Genomic DNA, 26060 nt, shown 5'->3' on the forward strand with positions numbered 1-26060 from the left:
CCGCTAATCACGGTGTTCATGCCGCTGTTGTCTTGGTGTAAATCGGTTGGTGCTGCCGGTTTTGTGGTGTCTGGATCTTTATCCTGTCCTCCAACATCCGGTTTGTCTGTTCCTGTGCTGTCTTGATTGCCTGTAGGGCCTTTTGGAGTTGTTGGTTCTGAACCTGTTGACGAATTTCCACCATTCTCGGGAATTTCAATGGGATTAACTGCATCTAATTTTTCTTTTAGCTCTTCTTGTTTTTCTTTAGGTAGGTTTTTTAATGCTTCTTCTGCCTTTGTTTTTGCGTCTTCTATTGCTTGATTTGCTTTTTTAAGGGCTGACTCTTCTTCGGCTGTGATTTGGTTATCTTCTTTTGCTTTATCTAGAAGATTTTTGGCTTGTTGGTAGGCTTCTTCGGCGGCTTTAACTGCGTCTTTGGCGGCGGTAATCTTAGTGCTTTCTACCCCCCCCCCGTATGGGATGATCCCTTGCCACCACTGCTTCCACCGCCTGCGGCTAATGCAATACCACCGAGCAATGCTGCTGCACCGGCTACATATGTCCAAGGGCTAAAACTTTGTCCATTTTCTAAGCTGGTAGTTAACGTTCCACTGGCAATATCATTGCTACTAAAACCACTCATTTCCGCTTCAACTTGGGTAACGATTACTTTGCCTTGCTCTGTGCCTTGTGCCGCACTGTCAAACACCGCAAAGCATTGCTGTTCTGCGCTGCATTCGCCCCAAAATTCATCTATGATAACTTCAATCTTGTCTTTTTTGCTTTTTATGATGAGATCACTGCCTGAACGGGAAACTTGTAAATCTTCTGGAGTTTTCCCCGTTTCACTGTCTATAACGTGATACTCTTCTCCGACAACAGCTAATTCAACATATTTGCTTTTTTGGCAACTTTGCTTAAATCAATTCGCTGTCCTGATTTTGCTTTGATTAAAATTAGACTCATTAGAGCCCTCCTTTTTTGGCTGATGATAAATTTATTTAACGTTTTTCTTGTGCCATCTAATCTATAAAAATTGAAGATGATCCCTATTCATTATAGTTATCTACAATGAAAATAGATTAAACTATTCACAAAAGTGCGCATACTATCTAATAAAAGCAAGGCTGTCAAAATAGTAGTAGTAGTAGTAGTAGTAGTAGTAGTAGTAGTAGTAGTAGTAGTAGTAGTAGTAGTAGGCGATGATAGAAAACGTTTGCATTAAAACAAACACTTTTTCAAATCTTAACCAGTTATTTTATTTATAAAAATATGATATTTTTTACATATTATTAATATAATATTATCTATTTTTTAAACAAAAGATATGTATTCATATGTATAAAATAAGAGTTATTAACTATATTGATAAATAACAACAATCAGTAAATAAGGTAATATCTATCAATAAATATATCTTTCAGGAGAAATGTTTCTTTGTTATGGAGTTATTTAATGATGGTTGTCATACAGGTATCCCATTAAGAAATACTTCCTTAATGGGATAAAATTTAAATTTTTAACATTATTTTTGAATAACAATTCGCCAGCTTGCTTCACCAGTCTGTTCAAACTCTGTCACTTGATAGCCCGATTCGGCAGCCCATTGTGGGATCGATTCAGTTGCTTGAGTACAGTCAAAGGTAATAACTAACTCATCATCTTTATTCAATTTGGCAATCGCCTCTTTCGCTTCTTCCAATGGGAATGGACAAACTAAACCTGAAGTTTCTAATTCAACACGCATAATAAATTTCCTTTTTTCTATTTGTCATTAAGTTGTAATTAAGCTAATTGTGGTTTTAATACCTTATTTTTTCTTGGACGAATAATGGTGAAATAAGCAGCAAACCAAGTACCTAATATCATTGCAATTAATGAAATCCAGCCCTGCCAAGAAAAAATTGCCGTTTCGACTAAACCGTTTCCAATTGAGCAACCTCCTGCTAAACTGGCTCCAAATCCCATTAACACTCCTCCAAAAGCACTGCGAATAATTGTGGTTTGATCTGGAATACGGAATTTAAATTCATTAGCGCCTTTTGCTGCAATAAATGAGCCAACTAAAATACCAAGCACTAAAAAAGTCGCCCAATTGATATATTGACTATCGCCAGTGGTGAGAAATTGAACTAACCCAGCAGTCGGTGAAGTAATGCCTAAACCGTGATGACGACCGGTAGCAGTACTAAGTGGCCACGCTAATAATGCAATTACACCAACTAGAACCGCTGTAAAGAAAGGATGCCAACGTTTTTCAAATAATAAATGTGCTAAACCAGAACGTTTTGCCGGTAAAGTAGCAATTTTCATTTTTGGCTTACGCAACTGTTTATAAGTCAACCACGCTGTTACCGTTACTAAAACCAATACCAACCACCACGCTGAAATGCCTAAAGTTTGATCAATAGTATGATCAGGAAATGGGTTCTGTTTTAGTTCTTGGTTAACACTTTTTAATAAACCATATTTTGTCGCTGCCGCTGATAAAGCATAAGTCAATAATGCCACCCAACTGCCAAATAAGCCTTCACCGGCACGATACCACGTTCCGGTCGCACATCCGCCGGCATAAACAATCCCGACACCGAACAGAAAACCACCGATAATGACCGCATTTAACGCTAACGAACCTTGTGGTACAGTGAACATTCCAAATGCCTGCAAGGTATATAAGCCGATAGACTGAATCGCAATAGCAATTAAAAATGCAGTAAACATACGACTATTTTTACTCACATATAAATCTCGAAATGCGCCAGTAACACAGAACCGACCTCGTTGAAGTATAAAACCAAGCAAAATTCCAATGATTAATCCACTTAACATAGTCTTTTTCCTCACTCATAGAACTTAATTAATGTTTGATGTGCGTTATATTTATCCATATAGATTGCCAGACGTCTAATAACAAATTCATCATTTATATGGAAATTTGTTATAAAAAAGTTCTTTCTCAACTTAATACACAATGTTTTCTGTTAAAATAAATATCGTTTTTTCTTCTCTATGAGGTGTATCATCGATAATTGGCAACGTGGCTTTGTATTACATCGCCGAGCATATAGTGAAACCAGTTTGCTGGTAGATCTCTTTACTGAACATTATGGTTGTATCACGCTCTTAGCGAAAGGAGCAAGAACCAAACGTTCTTCGGTAAAGAGTTTATTACAACCTTTTACGCCCTTGCTGTTACGTTGGAGCGGTCGCGGACAGTTAAAAATTTTAACTAAAGTAGAAGCAATTTCCGTTACCTTACCGATGCAAACAGTAGCTTTATACAGTGGTTTTTATGTTAATGAATTGCTAGTGAGAACATTAGAACAAGAAACAGCCTATTTGGAACTGTTTCACGAATATTTACGTTGTCTTACCGGACTGGCTACAAATGGAAATCAAGTGGAAGCAACATTAAGACGTTTTGAATTTATGCTGTTAAAAGCGCTCGGATATGGTATAGATTTTGAACATTGTGCCGGCAGCGGTGAGCCGGTTGCCGCTGAAATGACTTATCAATATCGGGAAGAAAAAGGCTTTATCGCTTCATTAATCAAAAATAATCTCACTTTTTACGGACGAGATCTGCAGGCGTTTGCTAATTTAAGTTTTAACGAAAAAGAGACCTTACAAGCGGCTAAACGCTTTACTCGCATTGCATTAAAACCGTTTTTAGGCGGTAAGCCTTTGAAAAGTCGGGAATTATTTCAACAACATTTAAATATTTTATATCCTAGCAAATAAATTATGGTTCTGTTTTATCAAGCTACAACAAAAACATCTGCAAAAAACAAAACGGCGTTAATTGAATCTTTGGATTATCAAGGGTTGGGCATTGCCAAAATTGAGGGCAAAACTTGGTTTATTGCAGATGCGCTGCCGGGCGAAAAAGTGCAGTTCACGATACAAGAAGAAAAACGCCAATATGGTGTCGGCAAGGCGACCAAGCGTCTGACAACATCGACACAACGCCTTGAACCTCGCTGCCCGTATTATCAGCAGTGCGGCGGTTGTCAAATGCAGCATATTCCGATTGAAATGCAACGCCGTGCCAAAGAACAGGCATTAATGCGACAGTTACAAAAAATTGCTCCTGAAGTAAAAACTGAAGCAATGATAAGCGGTGAACAGTGGCATTATCGCCGCCGTGCCAGATTAAGTGTGCAATATGTCGCGACTACCAAGCAAATTAAGCTCGGCTTTCGGCAAAAACAGAGTAATCAGCTGGTTGAAATCAGCCAATGTCCAGTGCTGGTGCCGGCATTATCGGCACTGTTGCCAGCGCTTACACAACTGCTGCAACAATGGCAACAACCGAGAAAATTGGGGCATATTGAATTAGTCGCAGCAGATAATGGTGTCGCACTGTTTTTACGTCATTTAGGTGCATTAAACGCTAATGATGCCAAAAAATTACAATTATTTGGGCAACAATATCAGCTAATGCTGTTCGTGAGTGAGCAAGAACAACAGGTTTCAGCGTGGACAGAAGCACGACCTTATTACCATATCGGCGCATTAAAACTCTTTTTTGATATTCGTGATTTTATTCAGGTTAATCAACAAATTAATGAAAGAATGGTGCAAACTGCGTTGCATTGGCTTGATCCGCAAGCAGATGATCAGATATTGGATCTCTTTTGTGGTATGGGAAATTTCACTTTGCCATTGGCGCAACAGAGTAAACGTGTTGTCGGTATTGAGGGCGTAGCACAGATGGTGGAAAAAGCACGTTACAACGCACAACAGAACAAGATTACAAATGCGTTATTTCACCAAGCTGATCTAAGCGCACCTTTTGCCAATCAAAATTGGGCACAAGAAAAATTTAATAAAATCTTGCTTGATCCGCCTCGCAGCGGTGCAGCTTTTGTGTTAAACCACCTTATTGAGTTGCAAGCGGAGAAAATTCTTTATGTTTCTTGCAATCCTGCAACTTTGGTACGTGATGCAAAAATATTGGTGGAAAACGGTTACCATTTAGAGAAAAGCGCAATGATTGATATGTTTCCGCAAACCGGACATTTAGAATCTATCACGCTGTTTTCAAAATAAATTTAAACTTTTCCCGCAAAATAGACTCAAATAGAACTACTCCATTTGATAATAAAAGTGTCTGCTTGAAGGCGAAAAGTTTGTCCGATCAGTTTGATATTTACATCATTGGGGCGGTATGATTAGCGGAATAATGTTTTCAATAAAAACAGGAAGAAGAAGATGGTCGCAGTAAGAGAAACACATTTAACAAATTTACGTCATTTCGTTTTTGAAGATTGGTTAAATTCGCTTACTTTAGCGGATCGTACTAGAAGCTTATTAACTCAAGCTTGGCAATATCTTCATCCTAAAATTACGGATAACGATCACGCTCAAGATATTCTCTCTAACAGTGTTGAAATGGTTTCTATCCTTTCAGAACTAAATATGGATGAAAATTCCCTACTCGCAGCACTGTTCTTCCCGTTTCTTGAGAACAAAATTCTTTCCCTCGATGATTTACAAGAACATTTCGGCATAACCATTAAGAAATTAGTTCACGGTGTTTTTGAAATGGATAATATTCGTCAACTCAATACCAATCGTTGTTCAGATAGCGTACAAATTGATAATATTCGGCGAATGCTGTTGGCGATGGTGGAAGATTTCCGCTGCGTTGTGATTAAACTTGCTGAACGCATTACCTTTTTACGCACCGCTGACAGCCGAATCAGTGAAGAAGATAAAGTGTTAGCGGCGAAAGAGTGTGCCAATATTTATGCGCCATTGGCGAATCGTTTGGGGATTGGACAGCTAAAATGGGAATTGGAGGATTACTGCTTCCGTTATTTACACCCTGAGCAATATCGCCATATTGCTAATCAACTACACGAACGCCGTTTAGATCGTGAGCAGTATATTCAAGACTTCGTGCAGGAATTAACCCATTACCTTAAAGAAAGCCTTTCTGAAGTTGAGGTTTATGGTCGTCCAAAACATATTTATAGTATTTGGCGTAAAATGCAGAAAAAAAATCTCGCTTTTGGTGATCTTTATGATGTTAGAGCAGTGCGCATTATCGTACAGAAACTACAGGATTGTTATGCCGCGTTAGGTATTGTCCATACCCATTTTAAACATTTACCAAAAGAGTTTGATGACTATATCGCTAACCCTAAACCTAATGGTTATCAATCTATCCACACTGTTGTATTAGGTAAAGGCGGAAAACCGATAGAGGTACAGATTCGTACTCAAAAAATGCACGATGATGCCGAACTCGGTGTGGCGGCGCACTGGAAATATAAAGAGGGTGCAACTGCCGGTCGCAGCGGTTATGAAGAAAAAATTGCTTGGTTACGCAAATTATTGGCGTGGCAAGATGATTTGGCTGACTCTAGCGAAGTGCTTGCTGAAATGCGTAGTCAGGTGTTTGATGATCGAGTTTATGTCTTTACCCCGAAAGGTGAAGTCATTGATTTACCAACAGGTTCAACTCCATTGGATTTTGCTTACACTATTCACAGCGAAATCGGACATCGCTGTATCGGTGCCAAAGTTGCCGGCAGAATCGTACCATTCACTTATCAATTACAAATGGGCGATCAAATTGAAGTCATCACACAAAAAAATCCAAACCCAAGTCGCGATTGGCTCAATCCTAACCTAGGCTTTGTGCATACTGCCCGAGCTAGAGCGAAAATCCACGCTTGGTTTAAAAAACTAGATCGCGATAAAAATATCCCTGCTGGTCGAGAAATGTTAGAAAGCGAAATGAATCGTATCGGTTTAACACAGAAACAGATCGAACAGTACGCTTTGCCACGATATAACTTGCGTAATCTGGATGATCTTTATGCCGGCATTGGTGGCGGTGATATTCGATTAAACCAATTAATCAATTTCCTCCAAGGAAAATTGCTGAAACCATCAAATGCAGAAATTGATGAGGAGATTCTAAAACATATCTCTAATAAAAGTGCTAACAATATTCAGCAACAGAAAGAGAAGAAAAAAGGACACGTTGTCGTTGAAGGTGTCGGCAATTTAATGCATCATATCGCTCGCTGTTGTCAACCGATTCCGGGCGATGATATTGTTGGCTACATCACTCAAGGACGAGGCATTTCTATTCACCGTTCTGATTGTGAACAGCTAGCGGAATTACAGGCGAACAATCCAGAACGCATCGTAGAAGCTCTTTGGGGAGATAGCTATTCTTATGGTGTTCACGTTGGTATTCGGATTATTGCCAGCGACCGTAATGGATTATTGCGCGACATTACAACCGTTTTAGCCAATGAAAAAGTAAGTGTTTTAGGCGTGAGTAGCCGTAGTGATACCAAACGCCAAATTGCTACTATTGATATGCAAATCGAACTCAGCAATGTACAGATGTTAAGCAAAATTTTATCTCGTTTGGCAAAACTGGATGATGTCATTGAAGCAAAACGCATCACTAATTAAGGAACATTATGCAAAAATACACTGGATTAACTCATTTTTTTAAAGCGGCAAAATATTCAATGCAGGGATTACGTGCCGCATTTAAATATGAAGCCGCATTCCGCCACGAAGTCGGCGCTGCTATTATTTTGATTCCTCTCGCATTTTGGCTTGGGAAAAACAAAATTGAGATCGCATTGATGGTCTCTTCCGTATTAATGGTTTTCGCTATTGAGCTTCTTAACAGTGGTTTGGAAGCGATTGTCGACCGTGTTGGCAAGGAATATCACGAACTCTCTGGTCGTGCTAAAGATCTCGGTTCTGCCGCAGTTTTTGTGGCAATGGTAACTTGTGGGCTAGTTTGGTTAATTATTTTATTAGGTTAGCTAAATGATTAATCTTGGAACAAATTTACAGCCATATCACACTTTTGCTATTCCAGCATCCGCGAAACAGATTTATCAGGTCGATCAAGTTGATGAGTTATCGCATTTATGGCAACAGGCTCAACATCAGCAATTACCGGTTTTACTGTTGGGTGAAGGAAGCAATGTCTTGTTCACCGAAGATTTTTCCGGCGTGGTGCTGTTAAATCGCATTAAAGGCATTGAATATCACACCGATGCGGATTTCCACTATTTTAAAGTCGGCAGTGGTGAAAATTGGCATCAATTTGTCAGTTACTGTGTTGAACAGAATATCGGTGGTTTAGAAAACTTAGCATTAATACCGGGATGTGTTGGTTCGGCACCGGTGCAAAATATCGGAGCTTACGGTGTAGAGTTAAAAGATGTTTGCCAAGCTGTTGAAGTAGTTGACCTATCTACTGGTAAACAATTTGTATTGCAAAATAATGAATGTCAATTTGGTTACCGTGAGAGTATTTTTAAGCATCAATATCGTGATCATTATGCAGTAATTGCCGTGTATTTTAAATTAGCAAAACAGTGGGAACCAATTTTACATTACGGAAACTTAGCACGGTTAGATCCAAAACAGCTCACACCTAAAGCGGTTTTTCAACAAGTTTGTGCCATCAGACAGGCGAAATTGCCTGATCCTAAAAAAATTGGCAGTGCCGGCAGTTTTTTCAAAAATCCTCTGGTTTCTGCGGAGCAATTTCAATGGTTGCAAAAACAGTATCCGGATATTCCTCACTATCCTCAAGCGGACGGTTCAGTCAAATTGGCTGCCGGTTGGTTGATTGATCGTTGTGGATTAAAAGGCTATCAGTTAGGTGGTGCGGCGGTGCACGATAAACAAGCATTAGTCATCATTAACAAAGAACGGGCAAGCGGTTCGGATGTGGTCGCACTTGCCCGTTATATTTGTCATAACGTTGCCGAACGTTTTGGTGTGGTGTTACAGCCTGAAGTTCGTTTTATCGGTAACAATGGTGAAATTGATTTTTCTCTTGCCTAAATGCAAACAACGTTAAAGCCTTTCGACTTTAACGTTGTTATTCATCATCTTACGCTAACGATTAGAGTTTTTTCATTTGATCGGCAACAAGCTCTGCTTCCGGTCCTAAAATAACCTGCAAGGCGTTATCGCCCAATTTAATATTTCCTTTTGAGCCCAATGCTTTGAGCTGCGCTTCGTTGATTTTATTGCGATCCACTAAAATCAAACGTAAACGGGTAATACAGGCATCGATTTCTTTGATATTACCTTTACCGCCAAGCGCGGTGATAAATGCTTGTGCGCGTTCAACTTTTGCCTGTTCATTATCTTGGCTTGCGGCACTTTTCGTTGTGACACCGGCGCTATCTGCACTATCTTCTTCACGTCCCGGTGTTTTTAAATTAAATGCTTTAATCACGAAGCGGAACAATAGATAGTAAATCACCGCAAACACCAGACCTTGCACAATCAACATATACCACTCTGTTGCCAATGGATTGCGAGAAGACAACACTAAGTCCACCAATCCGGCACTAAATCCGAAACCTGCAATCCAGTGGAATGTTGCTGCGATAAATACGGAAATACCGGTCAATAGTGCGTGAATTAAATAGAGCAACGGTGCAACAAACATAAAGGAGAATTCCAACGGTTCAGTAACACCAGTAAAGAATGATGCCAATGCTGCTGCAAACATAATTGAACCGACCAATGCTTTTTTAGACGGTTTAGCACTATGGTAAATCGCCAATGCCGCTGCCGGCAAACCGAACATCATAATTGGGAAGAAACCGGCTTGATACATACCTGTTTGTCCAAGCACCGCTTTACCTTCCGCCAATGATTTTGCCCCACCTAGGAAGTTAGGAATATCATTAATTCCGGCAACATCAAACCAGAATACAGAATTCAAAGCGTGATGTAGACCGACAGGAATTAATAAACGATTGAAGAAGGCATAAATGCCAGCACCGGTTGCCCCTAAACCTTGAATTGATTCACCAAAACTGACCAATCCGTTAAAAATCACCGGCCATACATAAAGCAATACAAATGACACTAAAATCATCACGAAAGAAACAACAATCGGTACTAAACGTTTACCGCTGAAAAATGCCAATGCTTGATGTAACTCAACGTGAGAAAATCTGTTATAGAGTTCCGCAGAAATAATACCAACCAAAATACCGATAAATTGGTTATTAATTTTACCGAATGCTGCCGGCACTTGATCTAAAGGAATACCTTGTAGTTGAGAAACTGCACCGGGAGAAAGCAAAGTGGTAACAACTAAATAACCGACTAAACCTGATAATGCTGCTGAGCCGTGTTTATCTTTAGAAAGACCAAATGCAACACCAACCGCAAATAACAACGACATATTATCAATAATTGCAGCACCTGATTTGATCAATAATGATGCCAGAGCGCTATTGCTTCCCCAACCATCCGGATCTATCCAATAGCCTATCCCCATTAAAATAGCTGCTGCCGGCAATGCTGCAACCGGCACCATCAAGGCTCGACCTATTTTTTGTAAATAAGATAACATACTCATAACAATATCCTCATTGTTTAGTTTTAATACAAAGATTGATTTATCTTTGTTAATCAGTTTCAGTATAGAAGTCCATAAAAATGAAGTAAAACACAGATTATTAGAAGTGTGATAGCGATCACTTAAAAAATGAAAAAAAATGAAGTGATACTTCATTCCGTTTAATAGAAAGAAAAAACCGTTGTTCATTGAATATAACAACGGCATTTCCTTAATTTACTTCAGTAACTCTCAATTCTTTCGGCACCTCAAATACCGTATTTTCTTCACAACCTTCCAACTCTTCAACTGTTATTGCACCGAGTTCCAATAAACGATTCACCACTGATTGCACTAACACTTCCGGTGCGGATGCGCCTGCAGTAATGCCAATCACATTAATATTCTCTAGCCATTGAGGATCAATATCAGCAGCATCATCTATTAACTTAGATGACACCCCCATACGAGAAGCTAGTTCTGCCAAACGGTTAGAGTTTGATGAATTTTTTGAGCCGACCACAATAACTAAATCAGACTGCTTTGCCAGCTCCTTAACGGCGTGTTGACGATTGGTTGTTGCATAGCAAATATCATTTTTGCGTGGCCCTTGAATTGCTGGATATTTCGTTTTTAACGCTTCAATCACTTCGGCAGTGTCATCAATCGACAAGGTTGTTTGTGTCATAAAGGTGAGATCATCCTGATTTGAGAGTGGCAATCCAGCAATATCCTCCACATTTTCCACTAAATAAATTCCGCCTTCACGATTATCGTACTGTCCCATTGTACCTTCCACTTCAGGATGCCCTTCGTGACCAATTAAAATTGCTTTTGTGCCTTTTCGACTTGCTCTTGCTACCTGCATATGTACTTTCGTTACTAACGGACAGGTTGCATCAAACACTTTTAAATCACGCTCTTTCGCTTCCTGACGCACAGCCTGAGAAACACCGTGTGCTGAAAAAATCACAATCGATCCATCAGGCACTTCACTTAACTCTTCGACAAAAATTGCACCACGCTGACGTAAACCGTCCACTACAAAACGATTATGTACCACTTCGTGACGTACATAAATCGGTGCGCCGTGAATTTCCAACGCCAATTCCACGATGCTGATAGCGCGATCTACACCGGCACAAAAACCTCGCGGATTTGCTAAGATAATTTTCATTCGTCCTTTCCTTTTACCTGTTTGCGTTCATTCTTCAGATAATCGAGGATCAGTAATCCTGCCCCAACACAAATTGCAATATCTGCAACATTAAACACCGGATAGTGATAAATTTGCCAATAAAAATCAAGAAAATCGACCACAAAACCGTGATAAAGACGATCCGTCATATTGGCTAATGCACCACCGATAATTAAAGCATAAGCACTGTTAAGCAAGATCTTTTGACGTGGTGTTTTCGCTAACCAAAATAGTAATAATGCTGAAATAACAACCGCAATTAATACAAAAAAGTATTTTTGCCAACCGCTATGATTAGCCAAAAAGCTGAATGCTGCACCATAATTCCTAACATAGGTCAGGTTAAAAATTGGTAGAATATTGACACTTTCATATAGCTCAAAGTGTGAAACCACTAACCACTTAGTGAACAAATCCGACATAAAAGCGACAACACTTAGCCATAAAAAAACTAAACCGTTTGCCTGTTTTTTCATTTATTCTCCTTTGTATAAAAATAATCACTGCCAAGCAAAGCTTAACAGTGATTATCTTATTTAAACAACATTAAAAATTAAGCGAACTGTCTGGTTTCACCCTGTCCCACCACGTTATCTACGCAACGTGCGCAAAGATGTGGATGCTCGTTGTTTTGTCCGATGGTATCGGAATAATGCCAACAACGCGGACATTTTTCATCTTTAGAAGCCACAACTTTCACTGCTAAACCTTTTAATTCGCCCTCAGCAACATCCGCCTCTTCCAACAGTTTCACTTCTGCTTTTGAGGTAATTAATACAAAACGCAATTCAGATGCTAATTTTGCCAATAATTCGCGATAATGCTGATTTGCATAAAGCGTTACTTCCGCCGCCAATGCTGCACCAATCACTTTATCGTTACGAGCCTGTTCAAGCACACGGTTAACTTCCGCTCTTACTTTTAACACTTCTTGCCAGTAAGCATCATTCATCTCTTCATTATCAGCTAAGGCAAATAGACCTTGATAAAACTCTTCTGTAAAGACAAATTCACTGCGTTCTCCCGGCAAATATTGCCAAATTTCATCGGCGGTAAAGGATAGGATTGGAGCAATCCAACGCACCAATGCTTCCGCAATATGATACAACGCAGTTTGACAGCTACGACGTGCCAGACTATCCGCTTTCGTGGTGTATTGACGATCTTTAATAATATCCAAATAGAATGAACCCATTTCAATTGAACAGAAACGCATCAAACGTTGCACCACTTCGTGGAATTGATAATTATCGTAGGCTTCTTTAATGTCATTTTGTGCCTGCAATGCACAAGCAACTGCCCAACGATCCAAAACGATCATCTCTTCTGGTTGAACCATATCACGCTTAGGATCAAAACCGTTTAAGTTTGCCAATAAGAAACGTGCAGTGTTACGAATACGACGATAGGTGTCTGCTGCTCGTTTAAAGATTTCATCCGATACTGCAATTTCACCAGTATAATCACTTGATGCAACCCATAACCGCAAAATATCGCCGCCAAATTTATCCATTACTTCTTGCGGAGTTACAATATTTCCGATTGATTTAGACATCTTGCGTCCTTGACCATCAACGGTGAAGCCGTGTGTAAGTACCTGTTTATAAGGTGCTTTATTATCCGTTGCTGTTGATAACATTAATGAAGACATAAACCAACCACGGTGTTGATCTGAACCTTCAAGATACATATCAACATCATTACCGCCAAATTCAGCACGATGCTTCACTACTGAAGAATAGGTTGATCCAGAATCAAACCATACATCAAGTGTATCCGGCACTTTTTGATAATCTTTAGCATCTTCTCCTAATACTTCATTAATATCCAAATCCCACCACGCTTGGATACCTTTTTGTTCCACACGTTTTGCCACTTCTTCAATTAATTCTAATGTACGTGGATGCAATGCTTCTGTTTCTTTATGGATAAACAGTGTTAATGGCACTCCCCAAGTACGTTGACGGGAAATACACCAATCAGGGCGATTTTCTACCATCGCCTCAATACGAGCTTGTCCCCAATCCGGTACCCAACGCACACCTTTAATCTCTTTCAATGCTTGCGCGCGTAACCCTTTAGTTTCCATACCGATAAACCATTGCGGTGTTGCACGGAAAATAATCGGCGTTTTATGACGCCAGCAGTGTGGGTAGCTGTGAGTAATTTTCTCAAGCTTCAACAATGCACCCACTTCTTCCAATTTGTTTACTACCAACGGATTGGCATCAAACACATTTTCACCGGCAAAGAATTTCGCTTGGCTGTTGAATTTACCGTCATTACCGATTAATCCTGCCATTGGTAATTGATATTTTTGACCAACAATAAAGTCGTCCTGACCGTGATCCGGTGCAGTATGAACCAAACCGGTACCGGCATCATTGCCAACGTGATCACCCAAAATAAACGGCACGCTGTAATCATAGAACGGATGTTGGAATTGTAATAACTCAAGATCTTGCCCTTTTGCAACGCCCAATACTTTGTAATCTGTTGCGCCAATAGCTTTCATTACGCTATCTACCAATTCGGTGTTGAGAATTAAACGTTCACTATTTACCTGAATCAATTGATATTCCAATTCAGGGTGCAGAGCAATTGCTCTGTTTGACGGCAATGTCCAAGGTGTGGTTGTCCAAATGACAGCAGAAATTTTTCCTTCGCCTTTTTCACTCAAATTAAATTTAGCCAATACTGCATTTTCATCCACCGCATTAAAGCGAACATAAATAGACGGTGAAGTTTTATCATAATATTCCACTTCCGCTTCTGCCAAAGCTGAACCACAATCCAAACACCAATGAACTGGTTTAGAGCCTTTATAAAGATGACCATTTTTAATCACATCTGCCAAAGTACGGATGATGTTGGCTTCGGTTTCAAAATTCATTGTTAAATAAGGATGATCCCAATCGCCAAGCACACCTAAACGGATAAAATCTTTTTTCTGACCTTCCACTTGTTCTTTAGCATAAACACGACAAGCTTCACGGAATTCCGCTGCACTCACTTTTTCATTCGGTTTACCAACCAACCCCTCCACTTTTAATTCAATCGGCAATCCGTGGCAATCCCATCCCGGAATATAAGGAGAGTCATAACCTAATGCAGTTTTTGATTTAACGATAATATCTTTCAGAATTTTATTTACTGCGTGTCCAATATGAATTGTTCCATTAGCGTAAGGAGGCCCATCGTGCAAAATAAAGGTTTTCTTACCCTTACTTGCCTGACGAATTTTTTGATAAAGGTTTTTATCATACCAATTTTTTAGCATAGCCGGCTCACGTTTTGCCAAATCGCCACGCATTGGGAAACCTGTTTCAGGCAGGTTCAATGTGCTTTTGTAATCAGTTGTATCTTTAGACATTAGAATATTCCGTAATTAATAAAGTTAAATCAAAATTGCTAAATTTTTTCCGGCAGAATTGCCGTTATTTTCATCTTTAAACGCTCTTTTATAGCCTTTTTTAGATCGCTATGCAAACAAAGTTATCAAAAATTTCCGTTATTTTTGCCGATTTTGTTGAAAATAACGTTTCGCATTGTCCGCATCCAACTTAATCTGTTGTTGCAGTGCCTCAAATGAAGGAAATTTAATTTCTGAACGTAATTTCAACTTAAAGAAAATTTCCAACGTTTGCCCATAAAGATCACCATTAAAATCAAACAAATGAACTTCCAACAACGGTTTAAATCCATTAATGGTTGGGCGATTTCCGACATTGGCAACACCATAATAATGATGGTTTGCCTTATCTTTAACCTCCACCGCATAAACCCCCTGAATCGGGTTCACATTACGATGCAGTCCGATATTGGCGGTTGGGAAGCCGATTGTTCTGCCCAGTTCATTGCCGTGCACCACTCGTCCTAAAATGCTGTAAGGTCGTCCCAACATCTGCTCAACCTGTTCCAAGTTATCCTGTGCCAACGCCTCACGGATTGCGGTACTGCTCACACGCTGTTGTGCTAAACAGTAACTGGCATTGTTTTCCACTTGAAAACCGTATTGTTTGCCGGCTTTTTGTAATGTTGCAAAATTACCACTACGATGAATGCCAAAACGAAAATCATCACCAATGCTTAAAAATTTAACACGCAATTTTTCAATTAAATAATGTTGAATAAACTGTTCTGCACTTTGTTGTGCGAAAGCTGCATTGAAAGGAACACAGAAAACATAATCGATACCGAATTGAGCCAATGCGGTCAATTTATCACGTAATCTCATTAACCTCGCCGGCGCTTTCTGTTTTAAGAAAAACTCTTTTGCCTGTGGTTCAAATAACATCACTACTGCCGGCAATCCTAATTGTTGTGCTTTTTGCTTGAGATGACGCAAAATAGTTTGATGCCCTAAATGTACACCATCGAAATTCCCGATAGTCAGCGCACACCCGTTAGGGAAAGTAGGTAAATTATAAAGACCTCGAATTAATCGCATTATGATCTGTTTGCTATTGGAAAAGGTTACAAAAATGTCGGTATTATACGCAGATTGTTAAATAGTGTAAAACAGCAGTGTCGACCTATCTTTTAGTGGCATAAGCACATAAATGCCGCCATTGCCGCAAAAGAAGCACTGGCAAAAATCATCCACAAAGATTGCAAAATACTCATATTAATGTGCCAATAAATCGCTTTTTCTGATACCCAATATTATCAATAACAACAAGTAACAAATCGCAGCAACAGTAATCAACCCTGCTAACCAGATCACTCTCCACATTATTGTCATTGTTTGCCAAGCGGCAATATGCGGTGTAAAGTAAAACAATACAACTCCCATTACCCCAGCAGCAATCACCACTTTTAAAAAAAAGTATAAACTTTGTGCAGAGAAATGGTAGACCTGTCGGTGCAACAAACCACGATAAAGCAGAAAAGCGTTCAACGTGGCCGACATTGCCGATGCCATTGCTAAACCGACATAACTGAAAGGAATAGCCAATAAATTAAACCCCATATTACTAACCATTGCAATAATACCGTAACGCACCGGTGTTTTAGTATCCTGACGAGCATAATAACCATTTGCTAAAATTTTTATGAGCATATAGCTCAGTAGTCCGGCATTGAATGCCCACAATGAATAAGAAGCCGCTTGCACATCAGAAAGTAAGAAATTGCCACGCATAAACAATACTAATAACATTGGCTGTGCCAATAAAGCAATACCGACCATTGCCGGCACGCCAAGCAATAAAATCATCCGTACGCCCCAATCCAATGTTTGGCGAAAAGCCTGCTCACTTTGTATATTATCTTTATTAACGTGATGACGTGATAAAGTCGGCAAAATAACGGTCGAAATAGCGATTCCGAACAAACCTAAAGGAAACTCTAACAAACGATCAGAATAATATAACCAGCTGATTGAACCAGTCATTAAAAAGCTAGCGATAAAGGTATCCAATAAAAGATTAATTTGACTTACCGATACGCCGAATAGGGCCGGTATCATCAAAGTGCGAATTTTTTTCACACCAGAATCATTCCACGCCCATTTTGGTTTTACCAACAATCCAGCCTGTTTTAAAAAAGGGAGTTGGAATAAAAATTGCAGCAATCCCCCCAAGAAAATCCCTATCGCTAAACCAATATCCGGATTGTCCAATCTCGGTGCAATAAAGAGCGCAGCGGCGATCATCGCCACATTCAACAACACCGGCGAAAACGACATTACACCAAATTTGCCGATAGTATTAAGAATTGCGCCGGATAGCGCCACTAACGTAATAAACCATAAATAAGGGAAGGTAATTTTTAATAATAATGAGGCTTGAGTAAATTTCTCGGCATCCGCGCCACCGTTCAACCAATCCATAAACCAGCCAGTACCGAAAACCGCAGTGACCAACGGTGAGCCAATCATTGCTAATAAAGTTACAACGGTAACCAAGCCACCCAAGGTGCCGGATACTTTGGCAATAAATTGACGGGTTTTATCCAAATCTCCCTCTTTCTGATATTCCGCCAACACCGGCACAAATGCCTGAGAAAATGCCCCTTCAGCAAACAGACGACGCAAAAAATTAGGAATACGGTTTGCAAATAAAAAGACATCCGCAGCGACACCGGCCCCTAACAAATTCGCGATCACCACATCACGAATTAAGCCCAACACGCGTGAAAGCAATGTCATACTGCTAACAACGATACCTGATTTTAATAATCCTTTGCTCAAAATAACCACCACAATTCGGTCTGACTTCATAAAAATTATTGCACATTGTATATATTTTTACTTTTTAAGCTATATTCTCACCGGAAAAACTGTTAAAATCACGCCGCCTTTTAATGGCTTACTTTGGTTGTGTCTCACTAAAGCAAGTTAGCTATTGCCTTGCTTACTCTCGAAGCAAATTTACGGCATCAAGCGATAAATTGATTGACAAAGGCTTAAAAAATAGGCATATTTTACGCCTTTCATTTTTAGTGTAATTAATTAGAAATTTTGGGAGTTTGACCTTGGCTAATATCAAGTCAGCAAAAAAACGTGCGATTCAATCTGAAAAACGCCGTCAACATAACGCCAGCCGCCGCTCAATGATGCGTACTTACATCAAAAAAGTTTATGCAGCAGTAGCCGCTGGGGATAAAGCAGTTGCAGAAGCAGCTTTTGTTGAAATGCAAAAAGTTGTGGATAGAATGGCTTCTAAAGGCTTAATCCACAAAAATAAAGCAGCAAATCACAAATCTAAATTATCTGCACAAATCAAAAAATTAGCTTAATGATTTTTTTGGATTAAAAATAAAACCGCCAATTTGGCGGTTTTTTATTGTCTGTTCAAAGTTGCTGTAAGCGCTCCGCAAAACGTGCAACCTGTTGCCAATCGGTATACTCAATCTCTTTTGTCGGATCGGTTTCGCCGCCGGTAATTTTCATAATAAAACGAATCATCATCCGATCAAACCAACCATAACGTGGATAAAGCAATGCGCCGGCAAATACCTGAACCAACTGTGGTTGCCAATTAATTTTCGCCAACAATTTCCTCGTATAAACATTGGTTTGCGGTGTATTTTTATCCGCTTTTCTTGCAGTTAGATTGACAGTATACAACGCCCCTTTTTTCGCTTGTAATTGGGAGTGATGCTGCTGAATAAAATCATACAATTGAGTGCTGAACTTCCCATAGCGAATAGACGCGCCGATAACAACGCGATCATAAGGTGCAAGATCAATCTGCATATTTTCCGCTAAATTGACCAATACAGATTGCCCATTTAACTTGGCTGCAATCGCTTCAGCAATTTTTCGGGTTTGCCCATCGTGAGTAAGATATAAAATCAATGTTTTCATAAAAATATCTCAGTCTTCCAATAACTGTAATGTAAGTTGCCCGGCGGAACGTTCATTAATGTGCCACGCCAACTGTTCTGCCTGTTGTTCAGCGATCGCCAGCTGTAACCTGACCTGATCGGTAAATTGTTGCGAGCTAATTTGTGCATCATACTGTTTCAACAGCGCTTCCAACCACGCCCATTGCGCATATTCACAAATAAGAAGATACGATTTGCGCTCAATCTTAATTGTGGTTTCCGCCAGCTTTAAAGCTTGCTGTACGCCATTACCGTAAGCTTTCACTAATCCACCGGTACCAAGCAGAATGCCGCCATAATAGCGCACCACGACTGCACAAACTTCGCCTAAACCACTGCCCAGCAATAAATTTAACATCGGCTTACCGGCAGTGCCGGACGGCTCTCCATCATCGGAAAAGCCATACTGTTGCGAATCGGTCGGAGTGCCGGCAACCGTAGCCCAACAATGATGACGCGCATCAGGATGTTGTTGCCGTATTTGCTGCCAAAACTGTTTCGCCTCCTCCATTCCCGATACCGGCTGTAGATAGGTAATAAATCGACTTTTTTTGATTTCCTCACTAAAGGTGACCGCAGACTTTAACACCGGGTATTGCATAATTCTCCTTTTATGACAGTCCTAATTGTTGTTCCATTTTGACGGTTAAATTTTCCGCACCTTCAGTTCTCATCACAATATTATCTTCTGTACGGATACCACCGAATGCTTTTAAAACATCGATCATTGCCCAATCAATTTTGCTTGCATATTCACTTTGTCGCCAAGGCTGCAATAATAAATCAATAAAATAGAAGCCGGGTTCAATCGTCAACACCATTCCTTCCGCCAATTCTCGGGTACAACGCAAACTCGGATACACCTCCGGCGGACGTTTAATCGCGCCTCGTTTATTCTGCTGCCATCCACCAATATCGTGCACCTGCAAACCGAGAAGATGCCCTAAACCGTGCGGCAAAAATGCGCGGTTGATGCCCAAATCAAAAATCTGTTGTGCCGGTAATTTTACTAATTCACTTTCCGCTAATAATTCTGCAATTCGTTGTTGCAACTGAGTGTGATAGCCCAAATAGTTATGCCCGACACGCAAATCGGCAATAATATCGCGCTTAATTTGTTCCATTCCGCACAACAATTCAGCAAATATGGGTTGTGTTTGTTGTTGATAGGTGCGCGTAATATCTGAAGCATAACCAAGATAACTTGCGCCGGCATCGATTAAGAAACTGTTGACAGTTTCCGGCGCTTGGTGAGATAAGCGATTATAATGCAACACCGCGCCGTGTTCATTCAAGGCGATAATATTACCGTAAGGCACATTTAAATCCGACTGCTGACTTGCCTGTAAATACGTTGCATTAATTTCAAATTCACTTTTCCCTTGCTCAAACGCCTGTTTAGCCGCTTGATGTCCTAACAATGCCGGTTTCTGTGCTCTAAAAATACATTCAATTTCATACTCACTTTTATAAGCACGATAATAATTCAAAATATTCAATAATTTACGGTCATTAACTGAATAAAAACCAAATGATTTTGCCAAGGACTCATCTTCGCCAATAAATGCACAATTTTTACGATTATTAACTTCCTGTTGCAGCTGTTCCGGGTAGGTAAATACTTCCCATTCAAACTGTTTACACCAAAACGCATTCGGCAATGTTTCAACAAAATACCAATAATCTTTTGGCTGATAAAAATAGAGTTTTGGTATGCTATAACCGTCTAAAAACAACCAACTTCCTTCAGCCTGTGGCATCGGCACAACATAGTTGAAATAGGGATTAATACGAAAAGTTTTAGTTTGATCATCCATAAAATAATAATCAGCCTGACCAGCATAAATCCATACGCCATCAAGCCGACAGCTGGATAAAGCTTCCTGTATAATTGTTTGAACTCGTGCCAAATGAGCATTAAATAATGTTTCCATTCTCTACTCCACTATCCCATATTACGTGAAAATGCAGTATCATTACTGCTTTTATTAATAATCAGCAGCAATCATATGACCGAATTAGAAATTAATCAAACACTTGATACACAAGGATTACGTTGTCCAGAACCGGTAATGTTAGTAAGAAAGAAAATTCGTGAAATGCAGAACGGAGAAATTTTGCTTATTATTGCCGATGATCCGGCAACTACTCGTGATATTCCAGGATTCTGTCAATTTATGGAACATACATTGTTACAAAGTGAAATCGAACAAACACCTTATCGTTATTGGATCAGAAAGGGGAAATAATCCCCTTTTCGTTTATCCTAAAATTCCTACTAAAATTGCGACAAAAATCCACATTCCAACATAGTTATTATTTAAAAATGCCTTGAAACACTCCTCACGAGTACGTCGTTTTGTCAGACGACACTGATAAATAAAACAACCTAACGCCGGCAATAAACCAATGAAATAACCTTTCGACAACTGCTGTTCCACTCCAAGATAAACCAGAACAGCTAATGTAGCAATCTGTAATAACGCAATGATTTTATTGTCATATTCTGCAAACAAGATTGCAGTTGATTTAACGCCAATACGCAAATCATCATCACGATCCACCATAGCGTATTGTGTATCATAAGCAATTGTCCACGCTAAATTCGCTAAAAATAAAAGCCAACAAGATAATGGCAGAGAAGCCGCTGTTGCGCCATAAGCCATCGGTATTGACCAGCCAAATGCCGCCCCCAAAAAGAGTTGCGGCAAATGAGTATAACGCTTCATAAACGGATAAATGAACGCCAATACCGCAGCTACTACAGACAACACTATCGCATAGAGATTAAGTTGTAAAACGAGGAAAAATGAGAGCAGTATCAATAGCACAAATAATATTTTCGCCTCTTTTTCTGATATAGCTCCGATTGCTAAAGGCCGTTGCGAAGTACGTTTTACTTTGCCGTCAATATGACGATCCGCATAATCATTAATCACGCAACCTGCCGAACGCATAAAGACCACGCCTAAGATAAAAATGAACAAAATCTTAACATCCGGCATACCTTTTGAGGCTAAAAATAACGCCCACAATGTCGGCCACAATAACAAAAACGAGCCAATAGGCTTATCCAAACGCATTAGCTGAATGTAACTTCGCCATTTATTTAGTAATTTCATAAAATAGTATCTTTACTCAGGACGTGGGCAAACTTCAACCACCAAACTGCTGTTTTCAACCACTTTTGCCACTTCATTCGGCAATGTTTTATCAGTAAACAGATAATCAAACATTGTTATTGCCCCTAATCGAACCATCGCATTACGAGAAAATTTAGAATGGTCGGTAACAAGAATACTGGTACGTGAACTTTCAATAATTGTGCGTTTCACCTGCACTTCGTGGTAATCATAATCAAGTAATGAACCATCTCGATCAATAGCACTAATCCCTAAAATACCGAAATCCAATCTAAATTGAGCAATAAATTGCATTGTCGCTTCGCCAATAATTCCTCCATCCGGACGTAAACCACCTCCGGCAATAATAATTTGAAAATTCTCCTTTTCCATTAAAATATGAGCCGCATTCAAATTATTGGTCACGATACGCAGATTTTCGTGATTCAATAATGCTTTCGCAACTGCTTCCGCAGTAGTGCCAATATCAATAAATAATGATGAACCATTAGGAATATGTTGCGCAACACATTTGGCTATCCAATCTTTTTCCTGAGAAAGTAGTGTCTTACGGGAAGCATAATCACTATTTTCAGAACTGGAAGGCGAAGCGGCACCACCATGATGACGACGAATTTGATTCTGTGCTGCCAGCTCATTGAGATCACGACGAATAGTTTGAGGACTAACATCAAGCTCAGAAACGAGCTCTTCTGTGCTAATATAACCGTGCAATTTTACTAACTCAATAATCCGGTTGTGGCGTATTGCCTGTTTCATAACTGCCTCACATTATTGTAATTATTGGTTGTCATTCTACCCAAATTGAATATCTTTTCATTAAATTTTTGTAAAAAAATTATTTCACTGCTTTTTGTCGCCAAACATCAATGCCGGATAAAACACATCCGGTAATTAATCCGGCAATATGCGCGCTGTTTCCTATCGCAATACCAACTAAAGGCGCAAAAAAACCAGATACAATCCCAATAATCAAAAACAAACCAAACCCACTTGGAATTGCAAACTGCTTTTTCGGATCAAAATAATTTGCGATAAAAACATACCCCAACACAGCATAAACCACACCAGATAACCCAAAAAAATCTGCTCCAGACGAGCAATATTGAGCAATACCACTCGTTATTGCCGAAATAGTGTAGAGTTCACATAGTTTAAATGTGCCTTGATAACGTTCAATCAAACCGGCAAAAATCCACCACCACATTAAATTAAACAAAATATGTGTCAGAGAAAGATGCACTAAACTATGAGAAAAATAACGCCAAAGTTCAAACTGCTGCTCCGGAAACACTGGGAAATGGAAATAGAAAAAAATTTGTTGTTGCCAATCAGTGTAAGTTAAAGCAAATACAAAAATACAGACTAAAGTAATAAATGCACAAAATTTATTTTGCCATAATGTATTCCATCTAAAACGAGAACTTGTTACCAACAACGGTTTCCATAGTTCTTGCCAAGAGATCTGGCTCTCTTGCTGCCAATCAGAGCGGTAAAAACGCTCATCTTCCGGATTCGCTAAAAATTGCTCCGCAACCTGTTTAATCTCAACGATTTTCCCACTCTGCTCAGATATAAACAAATGAAACACGCCCTTTTCCTCTCTTATCTCAATTTGCTGTTGATATTGCTGTCGAATAAACTGCTGAAATCGAATTGCCAACTGTTGTTGAGAGGTACTAAAAAGGTAATACATAATGTTAATCCTAGTTCTTATTTATAAAATTCGCTATACTGCTAGCATTGATCACTAATATCTACATTTAATTATTATGCGTAATCGAAAAAATAATTTTCCGCAAGGCTTTTCTAAATTTTCTTGGGCTATCGCTATTTTTTGTATTCCAGCTTTCCTATGGCCATTATCTTTATTATTATCACCTTCATTGAAAAACAATCCAACATTATCACAGACAGAAATTAATAATATGTCTATCTTTATGTGGAGTTATCCTCTGGTACTATTTATTTTAGCCAGAATAATTTATAAACTTCATCTAAGAAAACCTAAATTAGCTTATTATTTATTAGCTATCTGTTTTGTTCTTTTCTATTTAGCAATACTAATTATTGCAATACAAGGTTTTAATCCTTAGAAAGAAAATCAATAATTTCTCTAAAGGCGGATTGACGAATATCATCTGTTTCGAATAATATTTCGTGTCTTGATTTCTCAATATCTTTTAATATTACGTTAGAGAAATAGGTCGACAATTCATTTATTGCTGTATTAGAAACAATTAAATCCTGTTCCGCCTGTAAAATAAGTGTCTTAACTTTAATTTTAGCAATAATATTCTTTAATTTTGAGAACATAATAATACATTGATGTACCCAAGAAAATGTCGGTCCACCTAGACGAACATTCGGGTATTTTTCAGCAATTTCATTCATAAATGACATTCGTTCCTTACTATGACTCAATAACGTTGTTTCTAAATCAGCTGCCTTATATGCACCTTTACCAAAAACATAATGTTGAGAAAAACCTAATAATGTCATTATCGCAACAATAATTTCATCTCTTCTTACCGTTTTCTGCGGTAATCCCCAAAATGGCGCGGATAAAATAACTTTATTAAATTGATGTGGGTATTTAGCCAAATAACAAGTTGAAATTAAACCTCCCATTGAATGAGCCAGAAGATATTGTTTTGAATACACTTTTTGTCGAAGAACAGTTTGTATCACTAAATCCATATCATCTAAATAATATTGAAATCGATCAATGTATCCTTTTTCTCGATCCCTTAATAAACGATCAGAAAATCCTTGCCCACGATGATCAAATAATAGCACATCAAATCCTTGCTGATAAAAATCATACGCAACTTCACTCCATTTTAAAATATTTTCTGCACGACCATTTACCAATACAATTAATTTTTGATGAGTTTGATGAGTAAAATATCTGAAAGCTATTTTTTTCTTCTGATTCGCCTCAATATATTGAATAGGAAAATTTTCAACAAAAGGTAATAGATGTTGTTGAACAAATTGACTAAAATTATCTTTTTTTACCATATTTATTTTTTAATAAAATATTGTATTTTCAAATATACCATCCACCAAATAATGTCAGCTTAACACTTTCCGGCAATATTCATTTTGGCATAATAATTTTTTATTAACCGATATTGATATTACCCCAATATTCTGAAATAAAGAAACTATTAAATAACCACCATTATCTACTATTAATCTGTAAAACAGCAATTATTTCCTCAGAATTGTCTTTATTATGCGACGAATCAGTAGCAAAGAGCAATTCTTCAGGTAAGAATTTAGTTTATTCCAATAAATGGTAATATTTTTACACTATCATTGCCCAAAGGATAAGCCACGCAGGTGAATACCATAAAAAGATAAAGTCTATTAAAGACTTTATCCTCTCTGATTTTATTTAGCAAATAATTTATTTAAATGTGCTTTATACTCAGTAATATGATGTTCCACATTCGGATTTTTAATAACATCATTACAAATAAACGTAGGCAATGCTGAAAGACCAATAAACTCATTTGCTTTTCTAAAATGCAAATATACACCGTCTACACCTTTGCCTTCAAAAAAATCACCTTCACGTTCAAATGCTTCAATCGGTGCATTCCAAGTTAATGACAACATATGTTTCCTACCTTGCAACAAACCACCAGTGCCATAACCTTCTGTCGGATTTACCCGATGACGACCATCACTCTGATATAATTTTCCGTGACCAAAAGTAAAGACCTCATCAATATATTTTTTCACAATCCACGGTTCACCCATCCACCAACCAGGCATTTGCCAAATCACCACATCCATCCATAAAAATTTTTCAATTTCTTGATTAATATCGTAACCGGCATCAATTATGGTTTCTTGAACTTCGTGACCTAATGCAAGCAAAGTTTCTTTCGCTATATTATGTAATGTTGTATTCAGTTTCCCCTGAGAATGTCCAAATGCTTTTCCACCATTTAATAATAAAAACTTCATCAAAATCTCCTTATTTATTAAACAAATATAACCTCATATTCATAAAAAAACCCGCCTAAAAGGC

At 38.7% G+C, this 26060-nt stretch carries 26 protein-coding genes; 8 read left to right on the top strand and 18 right to left on the bottom strand.

Annotated features, from left to right (window positions below):
• The 4 genes from QV04_RS09095 to QV04_RS09105 all read right to left on the bottom strand — a co-directional run.
• Positions 1-548: GA-like domain-containing protein (locus tag QV04_RS09095; RefSeq protein WP_197494821.1), on the bottom strand; the 548-nt coding region annotated here is incomplete at its 3' end.
• A complete protein-coding gene (locus QV04_RS11825) occupies positions 443-691 on the bottom strand; it encodes a hypothetical protein (RefSeq protein ID WP_231924868.1) in 249 nt (82 codons plus the stop codon). The genes QV04_RS11825 and QV04_RS09095, both read right to left, overlap by 106 nt.
• 816 nt (positions 692-1507) lie before the next feature.
• The gene (locus tag QV04_RS09100) at positions 1508-1729 is read right to left on the bottom strand and encodes a sulfurtransferase TusA family protein (protein ID WP_039094712.1); all 222 of its coding nucleotides are present in this window, start codon (positions 1727-1729) and stop codon (positions 1508-1510) included.
• 38 nt (positions 1730-1767) lie between these two features.
• Positions 1768-2811, bottom strand: a complete 1044-nt coding sequence (locus tag QV04_RS09105) for a YeeE/YedE family protein (RefSeq protein ID WP_065231266.1) — start codon at positions 2809-2811, stop codon at positions 1768-1770.
• Positions 2812-2991: 180 nt separating this feature from the next.
• On the opposite strand from QV04_RS09105, the gene recO reads away from it, so the two are divergent.
• The 5 genes from recO (at position 2992) to murB (ending at position 8823) form a co-directional block, all read left to right on the top strand.
• Positions 2992-3723 (top strand): DNA repair protein RecO, encoded by a 732-nt coding sequence (gene recO, locus QV04_RS09110; protein WP_065231265.1) that lies wholly within the window; start codon positions 2992-2994, stop codon positions 3721-3723.
• A 3-nt stretch (positions 3724-3726) separates the two neighbouring features.
• Positions 3727-5034, top strand: a complete 1308-nt coding sequence (gene rlmD / locus QV04_RS09115) for a 23S rRNA (uracil(1939)-C(5))-methyltransferase RlmD (RefSeq protein WP_065231264.1) — start codon at positions 3727-3729, stop codon at positions 5032-5034.
• Between the two features lie 162 nt (positions 5035-5196).
• Complete coding sequence (relA, locus tag QV04_RS09120) at positions 5197-7422, top strand: GTP diphosphokinase (RefSeq protein ID WP_065231263.1); 2226 nt, start codon at positions 5197-5199, stop codon at positions 7420-7422.
• A gap of 8 nt (positions 7423-7430) precedes the next feature.
• Positions 7431-7787: a diacylglycerol kinase gene (locus QV04_RS09125; RefSeq protein WP_039089404.1), complete on the top strand. Its 357-nt coding sequence runs from the start codon at positions 7431-7433 to the stop codon at positions 7785-7787.
• 4 nt (positions 7788-7791) lie between these two features.
• A complete protein-coding gene (gene murB / locus QV04_RS09130) occupies positions 7792-8823 on the top strand; it encodes a UDP-N-acetylmuramate dehydrogenase (protein ID WP_065231262.1) in 1032 nt (343 codons plus the stop codon).
• Between the two features lie 61 nt (positions 8824-8884).
• Here the strand turns inward: murB and nagE are convergent, their stop codons facing one another.
• The 6 genes from nagE to murJ form a co-directional block, all read right to left on the bottom strand.
• Positions 8885-10363, bottom strand: a complete 1479-nt coding sequence (nagE, locus tag QV04_RS09135) for an N-acetylglucosamine-specific PTS transporter subunit IIBC (protein ID WP_039161599.1) — start codon at positions 10361-10363, stop codon at positions 8885-8887.
• A 211-nt stretch (positions 10364-10574) separates the two neighbouring features.
• Positions 10575-11519 carry a 4-hydroxy-3-methylbut-2-enyl diphosphate reductase gene (gene ispH / locus QV04_RS09140; RefSeq protein ID WP_065231261.1) on the bottom strand — a complete coding sequence of 315 codons (945 nt, stop codon included), beginning with the start codon at positions 11517-11519 and terminating at the stop codon, positions 10575-10577.
• Complete coding sequence (gene lspA, locus QV04_RS09145; RefSeq protein ID WP_065231260.1) at positions 11516-12016, bottom strand: signal peptidase II; 501 nt, start codon at positions 12014-12016, stop codon at positions 11516-11518. Before lspA ends, ispH begins: the two co-directional genes overlap by 4 nt.
• Before the next feature lie 77 nt (positions 12017-12093).
• Complete coding sequence (ileS, locus tag QV04_RS09150) at positions 12094-14913, bottom strand: isoleucine--tRNA ligase (RefSeq protein ID WP_065231259.1); 2820 nt, start codon at positions 14911-14913, stop codon at positions 12094-12096.
• A 138-nt stretch (positions 14914-15051) separates the two neighbouring features.
• Positions 15052-15990, bottom strand: a complete 939-nt coding sequence (gene ribF / locus QV04_RS09155) for a bifunctional riboflavin kinase/FAD synthetase (protein WP_065231258.1) — start codon at positions 15988-15990, stop codon at positions 15052-15054.
• Positions 15991-16167: 177 nt separating this feature from the next.
• Entirely contained in the window at positions 16168-17733 is a 1566-nt protein-coding gene (murJ, locus tag QV04_RS09160) for a murein biosynthesis integral membrane protein MurJ (protein WP_065231282.1), read from the bottom strand.
• Positions 17734-18017: 284 nt separating this feature from the next.
• On the opposite strand from murJ, the gene rpsT reads away from it, so the two are divergent.
• A complete protein-coding gene (gene rpsT / locus QV04_RS09165) occupies positions 18018-18281 on the top strand; it encodes a 30S ribosomal protein S20 (protein ID WP_013746125.1) in 264 nt (87 codons plus the stop codon).
• A gap of 55 nt (positions 18282-18336) precedes the next feature.
• Here rpsT and hemG read toward each other — a convergent pair whose 3' ends face one another.
• Genes hemG through pepQ form a run of 3 tightly spaced genes read right to left on the bottom strand, consistent with a single transcriptional unit; the run spans position 18337 to position 20806 of the window.
• A complete protein-coding gene (gene hemG, locus QV04_RS09170; protein WP_039089399.1) occupies positions 18337-18852 on the bottom strand; it encodes a menaquinone-dependent protoporphyrinogen IX dehydrogenase in 516 nt (171 codons plus the stop codon).
• 9 nt (positions 18853-18861) lie between these two features.
• Positions 18862-19473, bottom strand: a complete 612-nt coding sequence (locus QV04_RS09175) for a YigZ family protein (protein WP_013746123.1) — start codon at positions 19471-19473, stop codon at positions 18862-18864.
• 10 nt (positions 19474-19483) lie between these two features.
• The gene (gene pepQ / locus QV04_RS09180; RefSeq protein ID WP_065231257.1) at positions 19484-20806 is read right to left on the bottom strand and encodes a Xaa-Pro dipeptidase; all 1323 of its coding nucleotides are present in this window, start codon (positions 20804-20806) and stop codon (positions 19484-19486) included.
• Positions 20807-20881: 75 nt separating this feature from the next.
• Between pepQ and tusA the strand changes: the two genes are divergently transcribed.
• On the top strand, positions 20882-21121 hold the full coding sequence (tusA, locus tag QV04_RS09185) for a sulfurtransferase TusA (RefSeq protein ID WP_039172776.1): 240 nt from the start codon (positions 20882-20884) through the stop codon (positions 21119-21121).
• A 12-nt stretch (positions 21122-21133) separates the two neighbouring features.
• On the opposite strand, the gene ubiA is transcribed toward tusA, so the two are convergent.
• From ubiA to QV04_RS09200, 3 genes are all read right to left on the bottom strand, one after another.
• Positions 21134-21994 (bottom strand): 4-hydroxybenzoate octaprenyltransferase, encoded by an 861-nt coding sequence (ubiA, locus tag QV04_RS09190; RefSeq protein ID WP_065231256.1) that lies wholly within the window; start codon positions 21992-21994, stop codon positions 21134-21136.
• A 12-nt stretch (positions 21995-22006) separates the two neighbouring features.
• Positions 22007-22774 (bottom strand): DeoR/GlpR family transcriptional regulator, encoded by a 768-nt coding sequence (locus QV04_RS09195; RefSeq protein WP_065231255.1) that lies wholly within the window; start codon positions 22772-22774, stop codon positions 22007-22009.
• A 79-nt stretch (positions 22775-22853) separates the two neighbouring features.
• Positions 22854-23711 carry a rhomboid family intramembrane serine protease gene (locus QV04_RS09200; protein ID WP_039172768.1) on the bottom strand — a complete coding sequence of 286 codons (858 nt, stop codon included), beginning with the start codon at positions 23709-23711 and terminating at the stop codon, positions 22854-22856.
• Positions 23712-23787: 76 nt separating this feature from the next.
• Between QV04_RS09200 and QV04_RS09205 the strand changes: the two genes are divergently transcribed.
• Complete coding sequence (locus QV04_RS09205) at positions 23788-24111, top strand: DUF5389 family protein (RefSeq protein ID WP_065231254.1); 324 nt, start codon at positions 23788-23790, stop codon at positions 24109-24111.
• Here the strand turns inward: QV04_RS09205 and QV04_RS09210 are convergent.
• Both QV04_RS09210 and QV04_RS09215 read right to left on the bottom strand, forming a co-directional pair.
• A complete protein-coding gene (locus tag QV04_RS09210) occupies positions 24101-25039 on the bottom strand; it encodes an alpha/beta fold hydrolase (RefSeq protein ID WP_065233406.1) in 939 nt (312 codons plus the stop codon). The genes QV04_RS09205 and QV04_RS09210 overlap by 11 nt on opposite strands.
• 375 nt (positions 25040-25414) lie before the next feature.
• Positions 25415-25996, bottom strand: coding sequence for an NAD(P)H-dependent oxidoreductase (locus tag QV04_RS09215; RefSeq protein ID WP_065231252.1), 582 nt, complete (start codon positions 25994-25996; stop codon positions 25415-25417).
• Between the last annotated feature and the right edge of the window lie 64 nt (positions 25997-26060).

It is taken from the genome of Gallibacterium genomosp. 1, assembly GCF_001678575.1.
GTDB lineage: Bacteria > Pseudomonadota > Gammaproteobacteria > Enterobacterales > Pasteurellaceae > Gallibacterium.

Coding starts and splice junctions, on each gene's coding strand:
- QV04_RS09100 (WP_039094712.1), bottom strand. CDS start 1,729: ATGCGTGTTGAATTAGAAACTTCAGGTTTAGTTTGTCCATTCCCATTG.
- QV04_RS09105 (WP_065231266.1), bottom strand. CDS start 2,811: ATGTTAAGTGGATTAATCATTGGAATTTTGCTTGGTTTTATACTTCAA.
- recO (WP_065231265.1), top strand. CDS start 2,992: ATGAGGTGTATCATCGATAATTGGCAACGTGGCTTTGTATTACATCGC.
- rlmD (WP_065231264.1), top strand. CDS start 3,727: ATGGTTCTGTTTTATCAAGCTACAACAAAAACATCTGCAAAAAACAAA.
- relA (WP_065231263.1), top strand. CDS start 5,197: ATGGTCGCAGTAAGAGAAACACATTTAACAAATTTACGTCATTTCGTT.
- QV04_RS09125 (WP_039089404.1), top strand. CDS start 7,431: ATGCAAAAATACACTGGATTAACTCATTTTTTTAAAGCGGCAAAATAT.
- murB (WP_065231262.1), top strand. CDS start 7,792: ATGATTAATCTTGGAACAAATTTACAGCCATATCACACTTTTGCTATT.
- nagE (WP_039161599.1), bottom strand. CDS start 10,363: ATGAGTATGTTATCTTATTTACAAAAAATAGGTCGAGCCTTGATGGTG.
- ispH (WP_065231261.1), bottom strand. CDS start 11,519: ATGAAAATTATCTTAGCAAATCCGCGAGGTTTTTGTGCCGGTGTAGAT.
- lspA (WP_065231260.1), bottom strand. CDS start 12,016: ATGAAAAAACAGGCAAACGGTTTAGTTTTTTTATGGCTAAGTGTTGTC.
- ileS (WP_065231259.1), bottom strand. CDS start 14,913: ATGTCTAAAGATACAACTGATTACAAAAGCACATTGAACCTGCCTGAA.
- ribF (WP_065231258.1), bottom strand. CDS start 15,990: ATGCGATTAATTCGAGGTCTTTATAATTTACCTACTTTCCCTAACGGG.
- hemG (WP_039089399.1), bottom strand. CDS start 18,852: ATGAAAACATTGATTTTATATCTTACTCACGATGGGCAAACCCGAAAA.
- QV04_RS09175 (WP_013746123.1), bottom strand. CDS start 19,473: ATGCAATACCCGGTGTTAAAGTCTGCGGTCACCTTTAGTGAGGAAATC.
- pepQ (WP_065231257.1), bottom strand. CDS start 20,806: ATGGAAACATTATTTAATGCTCATTTGGCACGAGTTCAAACAATTATA.
- tusA (WP_039172776.1), top strand. CDS start 20,882: ATGACCGAATTAGAAATTAATCAAACACTTGATACACAAGGATTACGT.
- ubiA (WP_065231256.1), bottom strand. CDS start 21,994: ATGAAATTACTAAATAAATGGCGAAGTTACATTCAGCTAATGCGTTTG.
- QV04_RS09195 (WP_065231255.1), bottom strand. CDS start 22,774: ATGAAACAGGCAATACGCCACAACCGGATTATTGAGTTAGTAAAATTG.
- QV04_RS09200 (WP_039172768.1), bottom strand. CDS start 23,711: ATGTATTACCTTTTTAGTACCTCTCAACAACAGTTGGCAATTCGATTT.
- QV04_RS09205 (WP_065231254.1), top strand. CDS start 23,788: ATGCGTAATCGAAAAAATAATTTTCCGCAAGGCTTTTCTAAATTTTCT.
- QV04_RS09210 (WP_065233406.1), bottom strand. CDS start 25,039: ATGGTAAAAAAAGATAATTTTAGTCAATTTGTTCAACAACATCTATTA.
- QV04_RS09215 (WP_065231252.1), bottom strand. CDS start 25,996: ATGAAGTTTTTATTATTAAATGGTGGAAAAGCATTTGGACATTCTCAG.